General features: G+C 67.3%; 22 protein-coding genes. 15 read left to right on the forward strand and 7 right to left on the reverse strand.

The window, feature by feature from the left end:
• From O0J73_RS10790 to O0J73_RS10805, 4 genes are all read right to left on the reverse strand, one after another.
• The coding region (locus O0J73_RS10790; RefSeq protein ID WP_308308687.1) for a DUF2894 domain-containing protein at positions 1–219 on the reverse strand (219 nt) is incomplete at its 3' end.
• On the reverse strand, positions 209–847 hold the full coding sequence (locus O0J73_RS10795) for an OmpA family protein (RefSeq protein WP_308308688.1): 639 nt from the start codon (positions 845–847) through the stop codon (positions 209–211). The genes O0J73_RS10795 and O0J73_RS10790, both read right to left, overlap by 11 nt.
• The gene (locus tag O0J73_RS10800; protein WP_308308689.1) at positions 844–3,108 is read right to left on the reverse strand and encodes a DUF802 domain-containing protein; all 2,265 of its coding nucleotides are present in this window, start codon (positions 3,106–3,108) and stop codon (positions 844–846) included. The genes O0J73_RS10795 and O0J73_RS10800 overlap by 4 nt, the downstream gene beginning before the upstream one ends.
• A gap of 10 nt (positions 3,109–3,118) precedes the next feature.
• Positions 3,119–3,772: a DUF3348 family protein gene (locus tag O0J73_RS10805; RefSeq protein ID WP_308308690.1), complete on the reverse strand. Its 654-nt coding sequence runs from the start codon at positions 3,770–3,772 to the stop codon at positions 3,119–3,121.
• Between the two features lie 145 nt (positions 3,773–3,917).
• Between O0J73_RS10805 and O0J73_RS10810 the strand changes: the two genes are divergently transcribed.
• A complete protein-coding gene (locus tag O0J73_RS10810) occupies positions 3,918–4,841 on the forward strand; it encodes a M14 family metallocarboxypeptidase (protein ID WP_308308691.1) in 924 nt (307 codons plus the stop codon).
• Positions 4,842–4,891: 50 nt separating this feature from the next.
• Here the strand turns inward: O0J73_RS10810 and O0J73_RS10815 are convergent, their stop codons facing one another.
• Entirely contained in the window at positions 4,892–5,284 is a 393-nt protein-coding gene (locus O0J73_RS10815; protein WP_308308692.1) for a diacylglycerol kinase, read from the reverse strand.
• Positions 5,285–5,439: 155 nt separating this feature from the next.
• Complete coding sequence (locus O0J73_RS10820) at positions 5,440–5,961, reverse strand: nuclear transport factor 2 family protein (RefSeq protein ID WP_006449639.1); 522 nt, start codon at positions 5,959–5,961, stop codon at positions 5,440–5,442.
• 216 nt (positions 5,962–6,177) lie between these two features.
• Here O0J73_RS10820 and O0J73_RS10825 point away from each other — a divergent pair, with 216 nt between their 5' ends.
• Positions 6,178–6,507, forward strand: a complete 330-nt coding sequence (locus tag O0J73_RS10825; RefSeq protein WP_006449638.1) for a hypothetical protein — start codon at positions 6,178–6,180, stop codon at positions 6,505–6,507.
• Here the strand turns inward: O0J73_RS10825 and O0J73_RS10830 are convergent.
• Complete coding sequence (locus O0J73_RS10830) at positions 6,501–6,905, reverse strand: hypothetical protein (RefSeq protein ID WP_053509903.1); 405 nt, start codon at positions 6,903–6,905, stop codon at positions 6,501–6,503. The genes O0J73_RS10825 and O0J73_RS10830 overlap by 7 nt on opposite strands.
• A gap of 194 nt (positions 6,906–7,099) precedes the next feature.
• Here O0J73_RS10830 and moaA point away from each other — a divergent pair, with 194 nt between their 5' ends.
• The 13 genes from moaA to O0J73_RS10895 all read left to right on the forward strand — a co-directional run bounded on the left by moaA (position 7,100) and on the right by O0J73_RS10895 (position 21,274).
• Positions 7,100–8,080: a GTP 3',8-cyclase MoaA gene (gene moaA, locus O0J73_RS10835; RefSeq protein ID WP_197564331.1), complete on the forward strand. Its 981-nt coding sequence runs from the start codon at positions 7,100–7,102 to the stop codon at positions 8,078–8,080.
• A gap of 8 nt (positions 8,081–8,088) precedes the next feature.
• Entirely contained in the window at positions 8,089–9,102 is a 1,014-nt protein-coding gene (gene moaCB, locus O0J73_RS10840; protein ID WP_197564342.1) for a bifunctional molybdenum cofactor biosynthesis protein MoaC/MoaB, read from the forward strand.
• On the forward strand, positions 9,099–10,349 hold the full coding sequence (glp, locus tag O0J73_RS10845; RefSeq protein ID WP_308308693.1) for a gephyrin-like molybdotransferase Glp: 1,251 nt from the start codon (positions 9,099–9,101) through the stop codon (positions 10,347–10,349). The genes moaCB and glp overlap by 4 nt, the downstream gene beginning before the upstream one ends.
• Positions 10,350–10,351: 2 nt before the next feature.
• A complete protein-coding gene (locus O0J73_RS10850; protein WP_049401279.1) occupies positions 10,352–10,612 on the forward strand; it encodes a MoaD/ThiS family protein in 261 nt (86 codons plus the stop codon).
• Positions 10,613–10,615: 3 nt separating this feature from the next.
• A complete protein-coding gene (locus O0J73_RS10855) occupies positions 10,616–11,119 on the forward strand; it encodes a molybdenum cofactor biosynthesis protein MoaE (protein ID WP_197564333.1) in 504 nt (167 codons plus the stop codon).
• Complete coding sequence (locus tag O0J73_RS10860) at positions 11,088–11,651, forward strand: molybdenum cofactor guanylyltransferase (RefSeq protein WP_197564334.1); 564 nt, start codon at positions 11,088–11,090, stop codon at positions 11,649–11,651. Before O0J73_RS10855 ends, O0J73_RS10860 begins: the two co-directional genes overlap by 32 nt.
• Positions 11,648–12,013, forward strand: coding sequence for a hypothetical protein (locus tag O0J73_RS10865; RefSeq protein WP_197564335.1), 366 nt, complete (start codon positions 11,648–11,650; stop codon positions 12,011–12,013). Before O0J73_RS10860 ends, O0J73_RS10865 begins: the two co-directional genes overlap by 4 nt.
• Positions 12,014–12,158: 145 nt before the next feature.
• The gene (locus O0J73_RS10870) at positions 12,159–13,577 is read left to right on the forward strand and encodes a NarK family nitrate/nitrite MFS transporter (protein WP_197564336.1); all 1,419 of its coding nucleotides are present in this window, start codon (positions 12,159–12,161) and stop codon (positions 13,575–13,577) included.
• Positions 13,578–13,648: 71 nt separating this feature from the next.
• On the forward strand, positions 13,649–17,443 hold the full coding sequence (locus tag O0J73_RS10875) for a nitrate reductase subunit alpha (protein ID WP_197564337.1): 3,795 nt from the start codon (positions 13,649–13,651) through the stop codon (positions 17,441–17,443).
• A complete protein-coding gene (gene narH / locus O0J73_RS10880; RefSeq protein ID WP_197564338.1) occupies positions 17,443–18,987 on the forward strand; it encodes a nitrate reductase subunit beta in 1,545 nt (514 codons plus the stop codon). Before O0J73_RS10875 ends, narH begins: the two co-directional genes overlap by 1 nt.
• On the forward strand, positions 18,987–19,667 hold the full coding sequence (gene narJ, locus O0J73_RS10885) for a nitrate reductase molybdenum cofactor assembly chaperone (protein WP_197564339.1): 681 nt from the start codon (positions 18,987–18,989) through the stop codon (positions 19,665–19,667). Before narH ends, narJ begins: the two co-directional genes overlap by 1 nt.
• Positions 19,664–20,371, forward strand: a complete 708-nt coding sequence (gene narI / locus O0J73_RS10890) for a respiratory nitrate reductase subunit gamma (RefSeq protein WP_006449390.1) — start codon at positions 19,664–19,666, stop codon at positions 20,369–20,371. The genes narJ and narI overlap by 4 nt, the downstream gene beginning before the upstream one ends.
• Before the next feature lie 3 nt (positions 20,372–20,374).
• A complete protein-coding gene (locus O0J73_RS10895) occupies positions 20,375–21,274 on the forward strand; it encodes a peptidylprolyl isomerase (RefSeq protein ID WP_308308694.1) in 900 nt (299 codons plus the stop codon).
• Positions 21,275–21,277: the final 3 nt, after the last annotated feature.

Here is a 21,277-nt window from a genome sequence, read left to right on the forward strand (position 1 = left end):
GCGCTGCACCAGCACCGCCGAGTTCAGCGGGCCGCCATCGGCCGGGGCTTCGGTGCGCAGCGAGCGGCGCACCTGCAGTTCGCTGCGCAGTTCCGACCACTCGCGCTGCACCTGCTGCAGCATCGGCACCTGCGGGTAGTGCGGCAGCGAGCGTGACCCCGCATCGAGGTCGCGCACCAGCGCACGCAGGCTGTCTTGTGCGGGTGGCTTACTTGGCATCCGGCGCCTTGGGCTTGGGAATCGGCGCGATTTCCACGCGACGATTGCGCGCGCGGCCGTCCTCGCTGGCATTGGAACTGACCGGCTGCTCGCTGCCGAACGCGGCGGCGAACACCGCATCGGCGGGCACGCCATCGGCAATCAAGGTGCGGGTCACGGTCAGTGAACGCTGCGCGGACAGCTCCCAGTTGTCGGCGAAACGACGGTTGCCTTCGCGCACGGGGGCGTCGTCGGTGAAGCCGCTGACCATCAGGATTTCTTCGCGGCTGCCCAGGTAGGCGGCCAGCGGCGCAGCGAGGCTGCGCAGCAGCTCCTGGCCTTCCGGCTGCAGCTGGTCGGAGTTCAGTGCGAACAGCACGCTGCCATTGATGCCGATGCGGCCATCGACCAGGGTTACACGGCCGGCCGCCAACGGGCCGGCCAGCGCCTGTTCCAGCGTCTGCAGGCGCTTGGCCTCAGCCTGGCGCTGCTTCACTTCCTGGTCCAGCCGTTGCGAAAGCTCAAGCTGCACCGCCACCACGCCGACCAGGATCAGCACGAAGGCCCCCAGCAGCACCGACATCAGGTCGCCGAAGGCGGCCCAGATCGGGGCGTGCGAGCCGCCATCGACCTCCAGTTCGTCACTCATGCGCTGCCGGCCTTGCCGCGGCGCGTGGCCAGCTGCTGCAGTTCTTCCATCACCTGCTTCTGCGACAGCAGGCTGAGGTCGACCACCTCGCGCGCCTGCGCCACGTAGTAGGCCAGCTGCTCGTCGCTGCGCGCCAGCGAGGCATCCAGCGCGCCGCCAATCTGTTCCAGGCGGCTGGACAGTTCGGTGGAAGCGCTGCCGAACTGCGCGACGGCCTCGCCGAAGCTGCCGGCCAACTGGCCAACGTCGTCCGCGCTGCCACTGAGTGCTGCGGCAATGCCATCCAGCTTGCCGGTCTCGGCGGCGATATGGTCGGTGAAGCGGTTGCCGACGCGTTCCAGCAGCTCGGCCGAGCCGCCCACCAGTGCGTCCACCGCGGTGCGCTGTTCGTGCGAGGCGTGGTTGATCGCATCCAGCAGGGTCTGCACGGTGGCCAGCAGGCGGCCGCGCTCTTCCAGCATCGCGTTGTCGCGCACCAGGCTCTCGGAGAGCGTGCTGCGCAGCTCGTTGATGACGTCGGCGGCGGCCTTGGGCGCGGCGGCGGCGGTCTGCAGCAGGGTGGAGACTTCCGCCAGCGTGGCGCTGGCCTGGGCGCGGCCGTTCTCGCCGATCTGCTGCGCCGTCTCGGCCAACGTGTCGCAGACCTGCTGCTGCTGCGCGGCCAGGCGTTCGCCGTTGGCCTGCAGGCGCTCGGCCAGGTCCGTGGAGACGTGCTGCAGGGCATCGCTCCAGCGCTGCAGGCGCTGTTCGTCACCGGCCTGCAATTGCGCCTGCAGGGTGGCGTGCGCCTGCTGCAGTTCGGCACTGGCCGCGTCCCAACGCGCCTGGCGCTGCTGCTCGCGGCTGTCCAGGCTGGCCTGCAGTTCGGCGTGCGCGCTGGCGGCGGTCGCCTGCGCGGCCCGCCAATCCTGAGAACGCTGGTTTTCATGCTCCTGCAGCAAGGACTGGCTGGCAGCATGGCGCTGGTCCAGTGCCTGCAGCAGTGCCTCGGCGCGCGCGTCCAGATGCTCGCTGGCGGCCAGCAGTGCCTGCTGCTGGCGTTCGACCAGCGTGGTATTCAGTGCCTGCTGCTGTTCGGCGGCGGCGCGCCAAGCATCGGCATTGCTGCTGGCATCGGCCTGCAGGCGCTCGCCGATGCGTGCCACCAGCGCTTCGGCGTGCGTGCCCTGGCCATCGCTGAAGGCCTGCAGGTGCTGGCGCAGATCGCTCACCAGCGCCTGCTGTGCCTGGGTCTGCTCGCTCACCACCTTGGCCCAGCTGGCTTCGGTAGCGACGCGGCTGCGCTCGAAACCGTCGCTCAGGCCAGACAGCTGCTGCTGCACCGCCTGCTCGACACGGGCATGCAGTGCCTGGCCATGGTTGGCCAGGCCTGCCAGCGTGGTCTCGGCCATCGGCTGCAGCGCGCCACCGATGGCGGCGGCGCTGGCTTCGGCACCTTCGCGCAGCGACTGTTGCAGCGATACGGCCAGGCGTTCCTGCAGCGCCTGGCTCTGGGTCAGGAACTCGGTCTGGCCGGCCAGCAGGCGCTCATTGGCAGCCACACTGTGCTGTTCAAAGCTGCTGGTCATCGCCTGCAGGCGGTCGACCAGCGCCGGCAGCGCGACGGACTGTGCCTGCAACAGGCGCAGCGATTCGGCGCGCTGCCAGGCTTGCGAGTACGGGTGCAGGTCGCCGGCAATCGCACGGTCCAGCTGCTGCACGGCCTGCAGGCGGTCACGACGCAGCAGGGCAGCCAGCAGGCCCAGCATCGCCGAGCTGGCAACACCGGCGATCGAGGTGCCGAACGCCACCGCAAGGCCCTGCACCGGCGAGGCCAGCGAGCCGCGGATGGCAGCCATGTCGGTCGCGCTCTGCAGGGCCAGGCCGGTGCCGCGCAGGGTATCCATCATGCCCAGCAGGGTGCCGAGCATGCCCAGCAGCACCAGCAGGCCGACCAGGTACGGAGTCAGCACCGGCGCGGGCAGGGCGGTGCGCTCGCCTTCCACGCGCAGGCGCACGGCGTTGCGCAGGCCCACCGGCACGCGCTCCAGCCAGGGGGCCAGGCTTTCCTTCGCGCTGGACAGGTCGCTCAGCGCAGTGCGCAGGCCGTTGCTGGCCTGGCGGTAGCGGTACAGCTCCACGCCACCGGCGATGTAGCAGGCGGCGATGATCGCGGCCACCGCTGCCCCCAACGGATGCACCGAAACGTAGCCAATGCCGATCCAGCACACGGCCAGCAGGCCGACAAGGAAAACAACGACATGGAAAGCAGTTCTGGACATGGTGTTCCGGTCAGTGGGAGCGCAGGGCGTCTTGCAGCCCTTCGATCGGGTGGAAGCGCAGCTGCAGCTCGGCGAGCAGCAGGGTGCGCATGTCATGGCGGAAGGCCGCGCGCCAGCCCGGCTGGCCGTGCACGCGTTCAAAACGGGCGCCGAGCACCGCCGGCGCGGTGGCCAGCAGGCTGTGCTCGCGCGGGGTGAGCGTCTGTTCCATCACCGCATCGACCTCGGCCAGCCGTGCCAGTGCCGGCGAAACCTGTACCAGCTGGTCGCGCAGGCGGCCGCGCAGGCGCCCGGTGGCGGTCTGGATGGCCTGCTGCAGCACCCGGTAACGCTGGCGCAGCGAGGCGAAGTTCGGCGTCGCGGCGGCTTCGGCCAGGTCGAGCAGGCGCTCGGCCTCGGCATCCTCGCTGATCGAGGCCAGCAGGCTGGCGTGGGCCTGGGCGCATTCGGCCAGCACATCCCCGACTGCTTCGGCGGCCTCGCCCGGCTCGGGCAGGCGCCCGCCGAGGGCCCCGGACAGGGCTACGGCACGGCTCCAGTCCACCCACTGGCCGAGGCGATCGGTCAGGGCGGGACTGCTGGCCGGCATCGCGCCGTCGCTGAGACGGGCGAGCAGGCGGAGGAATTCCGGTCCACCCAGGACCGGCTGCGCTGCGTTCGCCATCAAGGGGTGAGGGGCCAAAAACCGTTGATTTTACAACCAGATGACCCCGGCTGGATGAAGGCGGGGCCGGGGGAAGGGGGCCCGCAGGCGCGACAAGGCTTAGAATGTCCGGCTGCACCCACCCGTTCGACCCTGGAGTTCCCCAATGACTGTTGCGCAGTTCTACCCGATCGGCACCCCCGGACAGCCCTGGGGCGACGCCGAACGCGCACAGTGGCGGGCCCGCCAGCAGCGCCAGCGCAGCTACCACGACGACGTGGTGGCCGCCCTCGAGCGCCTGGATGACAGCATCTTCGATGTGATCCAGTACGGCCAGCTGGACTACGCCCCGGACCACTATCCGCTGTTCGCCGTGGTCAACCACGACTGGAACCCGGCACTGCCGACCGCGCTGATCACCGGCGGCGTGCATGGCTACGAGACCAGCGGCGTGCATGGCGCCCTGCAGTTCCTGGAGCAGCAGGCCGAGCGTTACCTGGGCCGGCTGAACCTGATCGTGGCGCCGTGCGTCAGCCCGTGGGGCTACGAGCGCATCCAGCGCTGGAACCCGGATGCCATCGACCCGAACCGCAGCTTCCGTGATGGCGGCCAGATCGAGGAAGCCGCCGCGCTGATGCGCTGGGTGGCCGAGCGCAAGACGAACCTGCTGGTGCACCTGGACCTGCACGAGACCACCGACAGCGACCTGCACGAGTTCGATCCGGCCCGTTGCGCCCGCGACGGCAAGCCGTTCGAGCGCGACACCATTCCGGACGGCTTCTACGTGATCGGCAACAGCGAAGATCCGCAGGCCGAATTCCAGAAGGCGCTGATCGCCGCGGTTGCGCCGGTCACCCACATTGCCCCGGCCGATGCCGAGGGCAACCTGGTCGGCCTGCCGTTGCAGTCGCCGGGCGTGGTCTGGGGTGAATCGCGTTCGATCGGCGCTTGCGCCGGCTTCACCGACGCGCGATTTGCCACCACCACCGAGGTCTACCCGGACAGTCCGCGCACCAACCCGCAGGAATGCAACGACGCGCAGGTGGCGGCGGTGTGTGCGGGCCTGGATTTCGCCCTGGCCACGCAGTAGGACATCCGCCCAGGGGGGCGCCGGGTCATGCCCGGCGGCTCGGGCGTGACCTAGCCCAGCAGGATCACGCCCCACACCGTGCCGACCATCAGCAGCGCGGTGGTCTGGGCAGCGCTGCCCATGTCCTTGGCGTTCTTGGACAGTGGGTGGTGCTCAAGCGAGATGCGGTCGACCACGGCTTCGATGGCCGAGTTGAGCAGCTCCACCAGCAGGCTGATGAAGCAGACGGCCAGCACCACGGCCCGTTCGATCGTGCTGATGTCCAGCACGAACGCCGCGACCATCAGCAGCGCATGCAACAGCAGCAACTGCCGGAAGGCCGCCTCGCCCCGGAAGGTGGCGATGAAGCCGTCGCGTGAATGGATCAGCGTGTGGAAGATGCGGCGAAGGCCGGTCTTGCCATGTGGATACTTGCCGCTGTCCCTGGGGTGAGGTGGCTGCATGCCGGTCCTGCCATGAATTGACCTCACGACAGGATGTGCAGACGGGCGTCGGGAAAGCGTCGGACCCTCGTTAGCATTGCGCTCAGCCGACGTAGTACTGCGAAGGGCCGAGCCACCCAGCTACGCAGGAACTGCCGGGCGCGGCCGCTGGCGATTCAGTCCGCCGGGCTGCGTGAATCGCGGATCGAATAGATCACCGAGAAGATCTTCCAGCCCTGTTCGGTGCGGATCAGCTGCCACATCTCCTTGCCCCAGTTGGTCTTCACCCCATCGTCGTGGAAGCTGTAGTCAAACGACACCGAAGCCACATCGCCATCGGCCTCGATCTTCGTGTTGGAGAATTTTTCCTCCCTCGGTTTCGGCGACGCTACGGCACCATCGATCAGCGCGATGAAATTATTGGCGGGAATCTTCCGCGCCTTGATCGCATCGGGCTTGGCCTTGCGGATGTCCTGCAGGCGCGCGTCCTCGGAAACGTACTGCCAACCGATGTCTTCCGCCTTGTCCGAAAAGAACAGGCCCATGTAGGTCGGCTTGTCCTTGTTGATCAGCGAGGTACGGAAGGACTCGACCACCTGTTCGATGGCCTTGATGTCGGCGGCTGCATTCTGCGCGGCGTAGGCCGGCAGGCAAGCGGACAAGCAGAGGGCGAAGACGGCCGTTCTGGCGGTTGACACGCGAAGTTCCTTCCTGGGTGATAGAGATGAGCGCGGGTGTTGATCGGCGTATCCGGTTTCGAAAGTACGCTGCCTTTGCGACGCCAGCATGAGGGACGGCGTTGTGCAGGGTAGTGCTCTCCCGTGCCGCCGGGCCATGCCTGCCGGCCCCATCTTGACGTTCCCATCCGCCAAGCGCAGGCTGCCCGAGCACGTTTCCTAACCAGAAGGAGACTTATGACCGCTACCGCTTCGCTGCACCCGTCCCCTGGCACCCAAGGCCGTTCACGCCTCTGGAGTGTGTTCTGGCTGCAGGGCGTGATTCCCAGCAACATTCTGTGGGCCGTGGCCGTCTGGGCCCTGGCCAACGGGCGCACGCCGCTGCTGCTGGGGGTGTTTGCCGCGCTGCTGCTCTATACCGGCTGGATCATCCCGGCGGTCTGGCGGGCGGCGCCCAGCGCACACAATCCCAACCTGGGCGTGGCCGCGCGCGGGCTGACCGTGGCCTGGGGCCTGAACACCGTGCTGGTGATCTTCTTCCTGACCCTGCAGCTGGTGGGTCAATAGAACTGAACAGGCTCGCCGCCCCGGTCGAAGGCGGCGAAGCGGCCGATCTGACCGTCATGGATGGCATTGACCATCAGTTTCAGCGGGCGCGCGGCCTCATCGCTGTTGGGGGCGAACCCGGCGCGGCCGTCCAGCGCGGCCACGAACACCAGGTCCCAGTCGATGCCGGTGGTGGTCGATTCAGCCGCCAGCGCCTGGAAGCTGGGCACTTCGGCGGGCAGCTTGTCCACGCACAGCACCGGCGACAGGGTGCCGCCCTCGCGGCGGTCATGCCGGCCGCGCTGGTCGTCAGTGGGCGACTCGGGCAGCTCGGCGCGCACGAATACGAACAGCAAGCGTTGCGGTTCAGCCTGCTGGCCTGCGGCGTGCAGCAGCTGCTGGAAATCATTCATCATCATGAGGGTTGTCACACGCCCGCTGCACGGAAAGCCGCATGCTGCCACAACGCCTGCCGTGCGGGGCCGAAGACGATTGATTTAAGTCATGCCCATGGAACTGATGGCCGCGTACTCTGGCAATCGTTCCAGCAGACGAGGGTTTCCGGGCCGTTCCGGGCACAGGCAAGACGGTGGAGCAACAAGGTGGACCAGCCATGAGCCAACTCACCGACGGTTTCGGACGCAGCTTTCCGTACCTGCGCCTGTCGTTGACCGAAGCCTGCAACTTCCGTTGCAGCTACTGCCTGCCCGATGGCTACCAGGCCGATGGCCGCCCGCGCTTCCTGCAGGTGGATGAAATCGCGCGTCTGGTACGCGCGTTTGCCGCGCTGGGCATGAGCAAGATCCGGCTGACCGGCGGCGAGCCCAGCCTGCGCAAGGAGCTGGACGAGATCATCGCCACCGTGGCGGCGGTGCCGGGCATCCGCAAGGTGGCCATCACCACCAACGGCACGCTGCTGCCGCGGCGCCTGCCGGGCTGGCACCGGGCGGGGCTGACCGCGCTGAACGTAAGCATGGACAGCCTGCAGCGCGAGCGCTTCAAGGTCATTACCGGGCACGACCGCCTGCCGGAGATCGAGCAGGGCCTGGCCCTGGCGCAGGCACTGGGCCTGCCGGCAATCAAGCTCAATGCGGTGTTGCTGCGCGGCCTGAACGACGACGAGCTGCCGCAGTGGATGGACTACCTGCGCGACCGTCCCTTCAGCGTGCGCTTCATCGAACTGATGCGCACCGGCGACAACGAAGCCTATTTCCAGCGCCACCACCTGCGTGCCGACGTGGTGATCGAGCAGCTGTTGGCCGCTGGCTGGCACGAACGCCCGCGTGCTGCCGATGCCGGTCCGGCGCGCGAGTTCGGCCACCCCGACCATCGCGGCAGCATCGGCATCATCGCCCCGTATTCGCGTGACTTCTGCAAGGGCTGCAACCGCCTGCGGGTGACCGCCAAGGGCGATCTGCGGCTGTGCCTGTTCGGCGAGTTCGGCGTGCCGTTGCGCCCGCTGCTGCAGAGCGACGATGACCATGACGCGCTGCTGGCGCGCATCACCACCCAGCTTGGCCTGAAAGCGGCCGGGCATGGCCTGCACCAGGGCCAGACCGGGCTGACCCCGCACCTGGCCTCGATCGGAGGATGAGCAACACGATGAGTGGGGAATTGAATGCGGCCTTCCATATGGCCGATGTCCGCGACAAGCGCATCACCCGCCGCCGTGCGGTGGCGGTGGGCGAGCTGCATGCCGGTCCGGTGGCGTATCCGCTGATTGTCGAGCGCCGCCTGCCCAAGGGCGATGCGCTGGTGATGGCCGAGATTGCCGGCCTGCAGGGCGCAAAGATGGCCTCGATGCTGATGCCGCTGTGCCACCCGTTGCCGCTGGAGCTGGTGCAGGTGTTCTGCGCGCCGGTACCGGAACGGCAGGCGATCCGCGTGTGGTGCGAGTGCGCCAGCGAGGCGCGCACCGGCGTGGAGATGGAGGCACTGGCCGGCGTCAACGCGGCGCTGCTGACCCTGTACGACCTGAGCAAGCCGGTGGAACCGGCGCTGCGCATCGAAGGCATCCGCCTGCTGTTCAAAGAGGGTGGCAAGCGCGGTGTGTGGCTGCACCCCGACGGCATGGACGAGGCCGAGCGCGCGCGCTTCAAGCCGCGTGCACCGAAGGGTCTGGAGGGCGCGGCCTGCGCGGTGATCACGCTGAGTGATCGCGCCAGCGAGGGCACCTATGAAGATATCTCTGGCCCGACCCTGGTGACCGGCGTGAAAAAGCTGGGTGGTGAGGTTGTGGCGGCCGAGGTGCTGCCCGATGGCATCGAGCCGGTGGCCGGCCGGCTGCAGGCGCTGGCCGCCGACGGTGTGCGCCTGTGCCTGTGCACCGGTGGTACCGGCTTGGGCCCGCGTGACCTGACCCCGGAGGCGCTGCGTTCCTTGAACGCGCGGCCGGTGCATGGCCTGGCACAGATGGTGCGGGCGCTGAGCGCGCAGCACACGCCGATGGCGTGGCTGAGCCGGGCCGAGGTGGTGCAGCTGGGCGGCATGCTGGTGTTCGCGCTGCCGGGCAGCCCGAAGGCGGCGGCGCAGTGCCTGGACATCCTGGCGCCGGTGCTGGGCCACGCGCTGGCGATGGTCGACGGCGGTGGCCACACCCATGGGAGCGCCGCATGATCGCCTACAGCGAAGCGTTGCAGCACCTGCTGGACGCGTCCACGCCGCTGCCGGCCGAGCGCCTGCCACTGCATGAGGCGGGTGGACGCACCCTGGCCAGCGATATCCACAGCGGGCAGTCGTTGCCGCCGTTCGACAACTCGGCGATGGACGGCTTCGCGCTGCGCGCCAACGGTGCTGCGTTCGACGCGGGTACCGAGTTCGCGGTGCAGGGCTGGCAGGCCGCCGGCGATGCCGGTGCCGAGGGCGGCGAGGGTACCTGGGAAATCATGACCGGCGCACGCATGCCCTCTGGACTGGATACCGTGGTGCCGATCGAGAATGTGGAGATCCTCGCCAGCGAGGACGGCCGCCCGACCCGCATCGCCCTCAAGTCGCCAGTGAAGCCGGGCCAGCACGTGCGCCTGCGCGGGCAGGACGTGAGCGACGGCGAGCGCGTGCTGCAGGCCGGGCAGGTGCTGGATATCAACGCCCGCACCCTGCTGCACGCCATCGGCGTGGGCGAGGTGGCGGTGGTGGCGCGGCCGAAGGCCGCTGTGATCGCCACCGGCAAGGAGCTGGTGACCGAGGCCGCGCAGGCGCTGGAATCGGGCCAGATCCGTGACAGCAACCGTCCGTATCTGGTGGGTCGCCTGCAGGCGGCCGGTGCCGAGGTGGTCTGGCAGGGCACCGTGGGCGATGACGTGGCCGCGTTCAACGCGGTGCTGGATCAAGCGCTGGCCGCAGGTGCGCAGCTGCTGGTCAGTACCGGCGCGGTGTCGGCCGGCCGCTACGATTTCGTTCCCGATGCGCTGCGTCGCCGCGGTGCGCGCATCGTGTTCCACAAGGTGGCGATCCGCCCGGGCAAACCGCTGCTGTTCGCGGTGCTGCCCAATGGTGCGCTGTACTTCGGCCTGCCCGGCAACCCGGTCTCGGCCGCCGTCGGCCAGCGCTTCTTCGTGGAGCCGGTGCTGCGCCGCCTGCTGCGGCTGGCACCGGAAACCGTGTTGCAGCTGCCGTTGCAGGCCGACGTACGCAAGCCGCCGGGGCTGCGCTTCCATGCGCGTGCGCGGGTGGAAGTGGACGGGCAGGGGCGACTGAGTGCGCGCGTGCTGTCCGGGCAGGAATCGTTCCGTTTGATGTCGATGCTGCAGGCCAACGCCTGGGTGGTGCTGGAGGCCGAGGGAGACCTGGCCAACGCGGGCACCTACGTGCGCGTGCAGGGCTGGGGTCACCACGAACCGGTGCAGCTGGTGAGCCAGGAGTGATGATGAAACAGGTGAATCTGCAGTTGTTCGGTGCCTTTTCCGATCTGGATGCCAGCCGCGAAATCGCGGTCGAGGTGGCTGGTGGCACCGTGGCCGACCTGCGCCAGGCGCTGCGCGAGCTGTTGCCGGTGCGTTGGCCGGGTTTCCGCGCCGGCCTGCTGGATTACTCGGCATTTGCAGACCAGCAACGCGTGCTGCGCGACCACGAGGCACTGCCCGACGATGGCCGGGTGGCGATCCTGCCGCCGGTAAGCGGGGGCTGAGCCATGAGCGAGAAGATCATCGCGAAGGTGATGGACCGCGCGCAGGCGGCGATCGATCCGGCCGAGGGCATCGCTGCGGTATCCGATCCGGGTTTTGGCGGCATCGATGTGTTCATCGGCAAGGTGCGTGACGTCAATATCGGCCGGCCGGTGACCGGCATCACCTACGACCTGTTCGAGCCGCTGGTGCTGAACGAGTTCAAGCGCCTGGCCGCGGACGTGGAGGCGGCGTTCGGGCCGAAACTGAAGTTGTACGTGGCGCACGCCAAGGGCCGCCTGGGTATCGGCGACGTGGCGGTGGTGGTGGCTGCCGGCAGCCCGCACCGTGACGAGGCCTTCCGTGCCTGCCGGCAGCTGATCGAAGCGGTCAAGCACCAGTGCCCGATCTGGAAGCAGGAGCATTACGAGGACGGCGACAGCGAATGGAGCGAGGGGTGCAGCCTCTGCCATGCGGACAGCGAGCCCGCACATGCCCATGACCACGCGCACGACCACCACCACCATTGACGGCATCGTGCTGGCCGGCGGCCTGTCCAGCCGCATGGGCCGCGACAAGGCGTTGCTGCCGTGGCAGGGGCGCACGCTGCTGGAGCACATGCGCGGCCTGTTGTTGCAGGCTGGTGCCAAGCGGGTCTGGGTAAGCGGCGACTATCCGGCTTTCGGCGGCATCCCCGACCAGGTGGCGCGCTGTGGCCCGTTGGGCGGGCTCCATGGTGTGGCCATGCGCATGCCCGATGGCCCGGCCTGGGTGGTACCGGTGGATACGCCGCTGCTGCCCCCGCGCCTGTTACATCAATTGCGTGACGGCCATCGCAGTCCGTGTACGATCTTTGCGGGCCACCCCCTGCCCATGCTGCTGAATATGGACGATGCTTGCCGGGCCGCGCTGGCATCGATGCTGGATGACCCCGGCGGCCCGCGCTCGCTGCAGGCGCTGCAGCGCCGCCTGGGCGTGAACACCGTCGCCCTGGCCCCGGTTGACGAGGCCGGACTGGTCAACTGCAATACCCCCGAACAATGGGAGGGTGTTGCGTCATGAAAGTGCAGTTGCAGGACCAGTCGGTACGGCTTCGCCTGGACGAGGCCGAGCTGGCGCGCCTGCTGGCCGGTGAATCGGTCGAGAACATGACCCGCTTTGGCGGCATCGATGGCTGGGGCATGGCGGTCTCGCTGCATGCTGGCGAGCAGCCCGTGCTGCTGGACGGCGGCACCTTCTGCCGCCTGGTGCTGCCGCGCAATGCGGTGGAGGCATTGGCGGCACGCCTGCCGTGCCGTGATGGCCTGCCGTTCGACATCGCCCTGGAAGAGGGCGGCCAGCTTCAGCTGCAGTTCGATGTGGATGTACGCGACAGCGTGCGCCAGCGCGGGGTAGCCCGCCGCAGCACGGCTTCATCGGTTTGACATTTGTCAGGGGCAGGGTGGAAACCCGTTCCTGATTGATCCAGATCAACCCCGTCGTCCGTGCTGCACGGCCTAATGGCTTCATGACGACGGGTCACAACTTGAAACGCAGTACCCACGTCATTCCACAGCCTTGGAGCCATGTATGACCGTCGGTAGCGATTCTGTTGTCCGCAGCACCTCCCGTCCGGGTCGCGTCATCAGCGACTGGACGCCGGAAGACCCCGGCTACTGGGAGCGCACCGGCAAGCGGGTCGCCACCCGCAACCTGGTCATCTCGATTCCCTCGCTGCTGCTGGCCTTTTCGGTCTGGGTGCTGTTCTCGGCGGTGTCGATCAGCCTGCCGAAGATCGGCTTCAACTTCAGTACCGACCAGCTGTTCTGGCTGGTGGCGCTGCCCAGCCTGTCCGGCGCGACCCTGCGCATCTTCTATTCGTTCGTGATTCCGATCTTCGGTGGCCGCCGCTGGACGGCGCTGTCCACCGCCTCGCTGCTGGCGCCGACGATCTGGCTGGGCTTCGCGGTGCAGGACCCGGCCACGCCGTACTGGGTGTTCGTGGTCATCGCCATCCTGTGCGGATTTGGCGGTGCGAACTTCTCTTCGTCGATGTCCAACATCTCTTTCTTCTACCCCAAGCAGAAGCAGGGCCTGGCGCTGGGCCTGAACGCCGGCCTGGGCAATGTGGGCGTGTCGGTGGCGCAGGCGGTGATTCCGCTGGTGATCACCGTGGGCGTGTTCGGTGCGCTGGGTGGTGCGCCGCAGCCCACGGTGGAGGGCGGGGCGTCGCTGTTCGTGCAGAACGCAGGTTTCATCTGGGTGCCGGCGATCGCGATCTGTGCGGTTGCGGCCTGGTTCGGCATGAACGACCTGACCAGCGCGCGCTCGTCGTTCTCCGAGCAGGCGGTGATCTTCCGCCGCAAGCACAACTGGCTGATGTGCTGGCTGTACATCGGTACCTTCGGTTCCTACATCGGCTTCTCGGCCGGCTTCCCGATGCTGGTGAAGAGCCAGTTCCCGGACGTGAATCCGCTGGCCTACGCCTTCATCGGCCCGCTGCTGGGCGCGTTGATGCGCTCGGTGGGCGGCAGCCTGGCCGACCGCTGGGGCGGCGCGCGCCTGACCTTCTGGGTGTTCGCGCTGATGATCGCCGCCGTGTTCGGGGTGCTGCACTTCCTGCCCAGCCACGGCCAGGGCGGCAACTTCCATGGCTTCCTGCTCAGCTTCATGGCGCTGTTCGTGCTCAGTGGCATCGGCAACGGCACCACCTTCCGCATGATCCCGGTGATCTTCCGCACCCTGCACGAGCGCTGGTCGGCCAACGACAGCGCCGAAGGCAAGGCGGCGGCCGCGCACCAGGCCAGCATCGAGTCGGCCGCGGTGGTCGGCTTCTCCGGCGCGGTCGGCGCCTATGGCGGCTTCTTCATCCCCAAGAGCTACGGCTCGTCCATCACCTTGACCGGCAGCCCCGACATGGCGCTGTACGGATTCGTTGTTTTCTACATCACCTGCCTGGCCGTGACCTGGTGGTGGTACTACCGGCGCGGTGCCGAGACACCCTGCTGACAACATGAAAACGCACCGCAGCCAATGAACACCACAGCCACGTTGCAGATGTCCGCAAAGGGAGACCCCCGATGAGTTACTTCCTTGATCGCTTGCAGTTCTTCAAGCGTGACCCCCAGTCTTTTGCCGATGGTCATGGATTTGCCAAGAGCGAGGGCCGCGACTGGGAAAACAGTTACCGCGCCCGCTGGCAGTACGACAAGGTCGTGCGCTCCACCCACGGCGTCAACTGCACCGGCTCGTGCAGCTGGAAGATCTACGTCAAGAATGGCCTGGTCACCTGGGAAACCCAGCAGACCGATTACCCGCGTACGCGCCCGGACCTGCCCAACCATGAACCGCGTGGCTGCCCGCGTGGCGCCAGCTATTCCTGGTACCTGTACAGCGCCAACCGGCTGAAGTACCCGCTGATCCGCGGCACGCTGCTGCGCCTGTGGCGCGAAGCGCGCAAGAGCAAGGCCCCGGTGGATGCCTGGGCCAGCATTGTCGAGGACAAGGAAAAGGCGCGTTCGTACAAGACCCGCCGCGGCATGGGCGGCTTCGTGCGGCTGCAGTGGGAAGAGGCCAACGAGATCATTGCGGCCTCCAACCTGTACACGGTGAAGCAGTACGGCCCGGATCGCGTGGTCGGCTTCTCGCCGATCCCGGCGATGTCGATGGTGTCCTACGCCGCGGGCGCACGCTACCTGTCGTTGCTGGGCGGCGCCTGCCTGTCCTTCTATGACTGGTACTGCGATCTGCCGCCGGCCTCGCCGCAGATCTGGGGCGAGCAGACCGACGTGCCCGAATCGGCCGACTGGTACAACAGCCGCTACATCATCGCCTGGGGCTCGAACGTGCCGCAGACGCGCACGCCGGACGCGCATTTCTTCACCGAGGCGCGCTACAACGGCACCAAGACGGTGGCGATCTGCCCGGACTATTCCGAGCTGGCCAAGCTGACCGACCACTGGCTGCACCCCAAGCAGGGCACCGACGCGGCACTGGCCTTCGCCTTCGGCCACGTGATCCTGCGCGAGTTCCATGTCGATTCGCCTTCGCAGTACTTCCAGGACTACTGCCGCCAGTACTCGGACATGCCGATGCTGGTGCGCCTGGAACGTCGCGACGATGGCCGGCTGGTGCCGGGCCGCTTCCTGCGCGCGAGCGAGCTTGGTGGGCTGGGCGAAGCCAACAACCCCGACTGGAAGACCCTGGCCTATGACGAAACCAGCGGCCAGATCGTGGTGCCGAATGGCTCGATCGGCTTCCGCTGGGGTGAAAAGGGCAAGTGGAACATCGAGGAGAAGGCCAGCAACGGCGCCGATACGCGCCTGCAGCTGAGCCTGACCGAGGGCCGTGAAGGCATCGAGGCGGTCAGCTTCCCGTACTTCGGCGGCATCGAGACCGACGGCTGGACCGCAGCACCGGCCGACGAGGTACTTGAGCGCAACATCCCGGTGCGTCGCCTGGCCCTCGCCGACGGCGGCGACACCCTGGTGGCCACGGTCTACGACCTGCTGTTGGCCCAGTACGGCGTGGACCGTGGCTTCGGCGGCGGCAACGTGGCGCGCAGTTTCGACGACATGGTGCCGGGCACCCCGGCCTGGCAGGAGCGCATCACCGGCGTGTCGCGTGCGGAAGTGATCGAGATCGCCCGCGAGTTCGCCCGTACCGCCGACAAGACCCACGGCCGTTCGATGATCATCGTCGGCGCGGGCATGAACCACTGGTTCCACAACGACATGAACTACCGCGGCCTGATCAACATGCTGATCATGTGCGGTTGCGTGGGCCAGACCGGTGGCGGCTGGGCGCATTACGTGGGCCAGGAAAAGCTGCGCCCGCAGACCGGCTGGCAACCGCTGGCGTTCGGCCTGGACTGGAGTCGCCCGCCGCGGCACATGAACGGCACCTCATACTTCTACTTCAACACCGGGCAGTGGCGTTACGAGAAGCTGCAGGTGGACGAGCTGCTCTCGCCGCTGGCCGATGCCAGCAAGTACAGCGGCAGCCTGGCCGATCTGAACCTGCGCGCCGTGCGCATGGGCTGGTTGCCGTGCGCGCCGCAGCTGGACCGCAATCCGCTGCAGCTGGTGCGCGAGGCGGAAGCGGCCGGCGTGGCCCCGGCCGACTATGCGCTGGGCAAGTTCAAGGATGGCTCGCTGGACTTCGCCTTCGCCGACCCGGATGCGCAGCAGAACCATCCGCGCATGATGTTCATCTGGCGCTCGAACCTGCTCGGTTCTTCGGGCAAGGGCCACGAGTACATGCTGCGGCATCTGCTCGGCACGCGCCATGGCCTGCAGGGCAAGGACCTGGGCGAGATGGGCGCGATCAAGCCGGAGGAAGTGAAGTGGCGTGACGAGGCGCCGGAGGGCAAGCTGGACCTGCTGGTCACGCTCGACTTCCGCATGTGCACCACCGCGCTGTACTCGGACATCGTGCTGCCGACCGCAACCTGGTATGAGAAGGACGACCTCAATACCTCGGACATGCACCCGTTCATCCATCCGCTGTCCAAGGCGGTGGACCCGGCGTGGGAGTCGCGCAGTGACTGGGAGATCTTCAAGGAGGTCGCCCGCACCGTGAGCGAGATGGCGCCGGGTGTGCTGGGCGTGGAAAAGGACCTGGTGCTGGTGCCGACCCTGCATGACACGCCCAACGAACTGGGCATGCCGTTCGGCGTGGCCGACTGGAAGAAGGGCGAGTGCGAGGCCATCCCGGGCCAGACCATGCCGTCGATGACGGTGGTGGAGCGCGACTACCCGAACCTGTACCGCAAGTTCACCTCGCTGGGCCCGCTGCTGGACAAGCTGGGCAACGGCGGCAAGGGCATGAGCTGGGACACAAAGCACGAGGTCGAATTCCTCGGCAAGCTCAACCACACCGTGCACGACGAGGGCGTCAGCCACGGCCGCCCGGCCATTTCGACCGCGATCGACGCGGCCGAGGTGATCCTGCACCTGGCGCCGGAAACCAATGGCCACGTGGCAGTGAAGGCCTGGGAGTCGCTGGGTACCTTCACCGGCCGTGAGCACACCCATCTGGCGGTGGGCAAGGAGCACGAGGCGATCCGCTTCCGTGACATCCAGGCGCAGCCGCGCAAGATCATCTCCTCGCCGATCTGGTCGGGGCTGGAAGACGACAACGTCAGCTACAACGCCGGCTATACCAACGTGCACGAGCTGATTCCGTGGCGCACGGTGACCGGTCGCCAGCAGTTCTACCAGGATCACGAGTGGATGATCGACTTCGGCGAGGCCTTAATGGGCTACCGGCCGCCGGTCAACACGCGCACGGTGGAGCCGCTGTTGAACCAGCGCCCGAACGGCAACAAGGAGATCGTGCTGAACTGGATCACCCCGCACCAGAAGTGGGGCATCCACAGCACCTACAGCGACAACCTGATCATGCAGACGCTGTCGCGCGGTGGCCCGATCGTGTGGTTGAGCGAGGATGACGCGCGCAGCGCCGGAATCGTCGACAACGACTGGATCGAGCTGTTCAACGTCAACGGTGCGATTGCCGCGCGTGCGGTGGTCAGCCAGCGCGTGATGCCGGGCATGGCGATGATGTACCACGCCCAGGAACGCATCATCAATGTTCCGGGTTCGGAGATTTCCGGTACCCGCGGCGGCATCCACAACTCGGTGACCCGCATCGTGCTCAAGCCGACCCACATGATTGGTGGCTACGCGCAGCTGGCCTATGGCTTCAACTACTACGGTACCTGCGGTACCAACCGCGACGAGTTCGTGATCGTACGCAAGATGGACAAGGTCGATTGGTTGGACGATGAGCAGGGAAGTTCGAGTGTCGCGGGCGCAGGACGCGCAGGAGCGACCGGCGAGGCCGTGCCGGCCGCCGCGAAGGAGGTGGTGTGATGAAGGTCCGTGCACAGATCGCGATGGTGCTGAACCTGGACAAGTGCATCGGCTGCCATACCTGCTCGATCACCTGCAAGAACGTCTGGACCTCGCGCGAGGGCGTCGAGTACGCCTGGTTCAACAACGTGGAAACCAAGCCGGGCATCGGCTACCCGAAGGAATGGGAGAACCAGGACAAGTGGAACGGCGGCTGGGTGCGCACCCGCGCCGGCAAGCTGGTACCACGCGCCGGTGGCCGTTGGCGGATGCTGGCCAAGATTTTCGCCAACCCGGACCTGCCGCAGATCGACGACTACTACGAGCCGTTCGACTTCGACTACCAGAACCTGCACACCGCCAAGGACAGCCAGCATCAGCCCACCGCGCGGCCACGCTCGCTGATCAGCGGCGAACGCATGCAGAAGATCGAGTGGGGCCCGAACTGGGAGGAAATCCTCGGTTCGGAGTTCAGCAAGCGCTCGCGTGACTACAACTTCGACCAGGTGCAGAAGGAAATCTACGGCGCCTTCGAGAAGACCTTCATGATGTACCTGCCACGCCTGTGCGAGCACTGCCTGAACCCGGCGTGCGTATCGGCGTGCCCGTCGGGCGCGATCTACAAGCGCGAGGAAGACGGCATCGTGCTGATCGACCAGGACAAGTGCCGTGGCTGGCGCATGTGCGTGTCGGCCTGCCCGTACAAGAAGATCTATTACAACTGGAAGAGCGGCAAGTCGGAGAAGTGCATCTTCTGCTATCCGCGCATCGAGATGGGCGAGCCGACCGTGTGCTCGGAGACCTGCGTGGGTCGCATCCGCTACCTGGGTGTGATGCTGTACGACGCCGACCGCATTGCCGAGGCCGCCTCGGTGGCCGCCGAGAAGGACCTGTACCAGGCGCACCTGGACATCTTCCTGGACCCGAACGACCCGGCGGTGATCGCTGCCGCGCGCAAGGAGGGCATTCCGGACAGCTGGCTGGACGCGGCCAAGCAGTCGCCGGTCTACAAGCTGGCCATCGACTGGAAGCTGGCGCTGCCGCTGCACCCGGAGTACCGCACGCTGCCGATGGTCTGGTACGTGCCGCCGCTGTCGCCGATCCAGTCGGCGGCCGAGCGTGGCCGGGTGGGCATGAGCGGCGAGTTGCCGGACGTGGCTTCGCTGCGCATCCCGATGCGCTACCTGGCCAACCTGCTGACCGCCGGTGACGAGGCGCCAGTAGTGCGCGCGCTGGAGCGGCTGATGGCGATGCGTGCCTGGCGCCGGGCCAAGAACGTGGACGGCTTGGAAGACACCGCTGTGCTGGAGCAGACCGGGTTGAGCATTGCCCAGGTGGAAGAGATGTACCGCTACCTGGCCATCGCCAACTACGAGGACCGGTTCGTGATTCCGACCGGCCACCGCGAATATGCCAACGATGCCTTCGGCGAGCGCGGCGGCTGCGGCTTCACCTTCGGCAACGGCTGCAACGGTGACAGCCCGGCCGACCTGTTCGGCCAGCGCAGCACCAGCACGTTCGTTGTGGACAAGGGGCCCAACCACCGCCGCAAGGAGGTGGTGTGATGAGCGTGCTCAAGCTGGTCGGGGTGCTGCTGGACTACCCCCGTGAGGAACTGTGGCAGCACGGCGAGGAACTGCTCGCCGCCTGCGACGACCCGGCGCTGAGCGCCGCCCGCCGCCAGCAGCTGCGCAGCTTCGTGCAGCAGCTGCTGGGTACCGATGCGCTGGATGCGCAGGCCGCCTGGCTGGCCAGTTTCGACCGTGGCCGTTCGATGAGCCTGCTGCTGTTCGAACACATCCATGGCGAATCGCGTGATCGCGGCCAGGCCATGGTCGATCTGGTCGAGACGTACCGCCGCAATGGCTTCGAGCTGGATGCCCGCGAGCTGCCGGACTACCTGCCGCTGCTGCTGGAGTTCCTGGCCCATCGGCCCGGCAGCAAGGCCCGTGAGTGGCTGCACCACATCGGCCACATCGCCGGCATGCTGGCTGCGCGCGCCGCCGAGCGCGAGCTGCCGCATCGGGTGCTGTTCGAGATCCTGGTCGAAGCCGGCGACGGCAAGGCCGATCTGCAGGCGCTGCGCCAGCGTGCCAGTGAAGAAGTCCGCGACGATACCGCCGAGGCCATGGACCGCTTGTGGGAGGAAGAGGCGGTGCGCTTCGGCGCCGAAGCCCCTGCCGAAGACTGCAAGCCGCCCGTGCGTTCGCCGGCCCGTCCTTCGCATCGAGAGGTCCAGCCATGAGTTACTCCCTGCATCAATTCGCCTTCCAGTACTACCCGTACATCGCCGTGGCGGTGCTGCTGATCGGCAGCTGGGCCCGTTATGACAAGGCCATGTACACCTGGCGCACCGGCTCCAGCCAGATGCTGTCGGACAAGGGCATGCGGATCGGCAGCAACTGCTTCCACATCGGCATCCTGGCCATCCTCGGTGGCCATCTGGTCGGACTGTTGACCCCGCACGCGGTGTACGAGCACTTCATCACCTCCTCGCAGAAGCAGATGCTGGCGATGGTGGTCGGCGGTGTGTTCGGCGCGCTGTGTTTCATCGGCATCAGCATCCTGCTGGTACGCCGCCTGTTCAATGCGCGCGTGCGTGCCACCGGTAGTTTTGGCGACACGCTGGTGCTGGTGCTGCTGTTCGCCCAGCTGTGCCTGGGCCTGTACAGCATCCGCATCTCGGCCGGCCACCTGGACGGCGGGGTGATGGTGCAGCTGGCCGAATGGGCCCAGCACATCGTGACCTTCCGTGCCGGTGCCGCCGACTACATCGAAGGCGTCAGCTGGGTCTACAAGATGCACATCTTCCTGGGCCTGACCCTGTTCCTGATCGCGCCGTTCACTCGCCTGGTGCATGTGTGGAGCATTCCGATCAGTTACCTGTGGCGGCCGTACCAGGTGGTGCGCCGGCGCCAGGCCACGCTGCGCTATGGGCCGCGGGAGTGAGCCATGGGCAGCCTGCCGAAATTCCTGCCGATCACCGTGATCGACTCCGCCGCACCGGTGCCCGCCGAGGCGCATTCGCACCACCACGATGCGGCGGAGCAGGGGCCGCGTTCGCTCGGGCAGCCGGCACCGTGCCGGCTGTTCGTGGACGAGACCGCCATCAGCGAGGCCGAGATCGCCCGCGAGATGCAGCACCATCGGGCGATGCGCCCGGAACAGTCACGCGCCGAGGCAGCGCGTGCACTGGTGGTGCGCGAGCTCTTGCGCCTGGAGGCGCAGCGGCTGGGGCTGCAGGCGCCCGAGGGTGGCCGGGTCAGCGATGAAGAAGTGCTGATCCAGCAACTGCTGGAAGATGCGATCGAGGACCGTGTACCGACCGACGAGGACTGCCGCCGTTACTTCGAGCAGAACCCGGAGCGCTTCCGCTCGCCCGATCGTGTGCGACTGCGCCATATCCTGCTGGCGGCACCGGCCGACGACGTGGCCGGGCGGTTTGCCGCACGCACCGAGGGTGAGCGGCTGGTGGGGCTGCTGAAGGAATCGCCGCACCTGTTCGCCGATTTCGCCCTGCGCCATTCGCGTTGCCCCTCCAGCAGCGAGGGCGGTGACCTTGGCTGGTTGCAGCGGGGCCAGACCACGCCGGAGTTCGATCGCCAGGTGTTCCGCCTGCGCGAAGGCCTGGCCGGCTTCCCGGTGGAATCGCGCTGGGGCTACCACGTGGTCTGCGTCGATGCCCGCGAGGAAGGCCAGCCGCAGCCATTCGAAGCGGTGCTGCCGCAGCTGCGTGATTACCTGGAGCTGCAGGTGCGCCAGCGCGAGGTGCAGGCCTACCTGTTGCAGCTGCAGGAACGCTATCCGGTGCGCGGGCTGGAAGAGATCGAAGCTGAAGCGGATATCGGCTGATCC

This window comes from Stenotrophomonas sp. Sm6012, assembly GCF_030985895.1.
Classification (GTDB): Bacteria; Pseudomonadota; Gammaproteobacteria; order Xanthomonadales; family Xanthomonadaceae; genus Stenotrophomonas; species Stenotrophomonas forensis.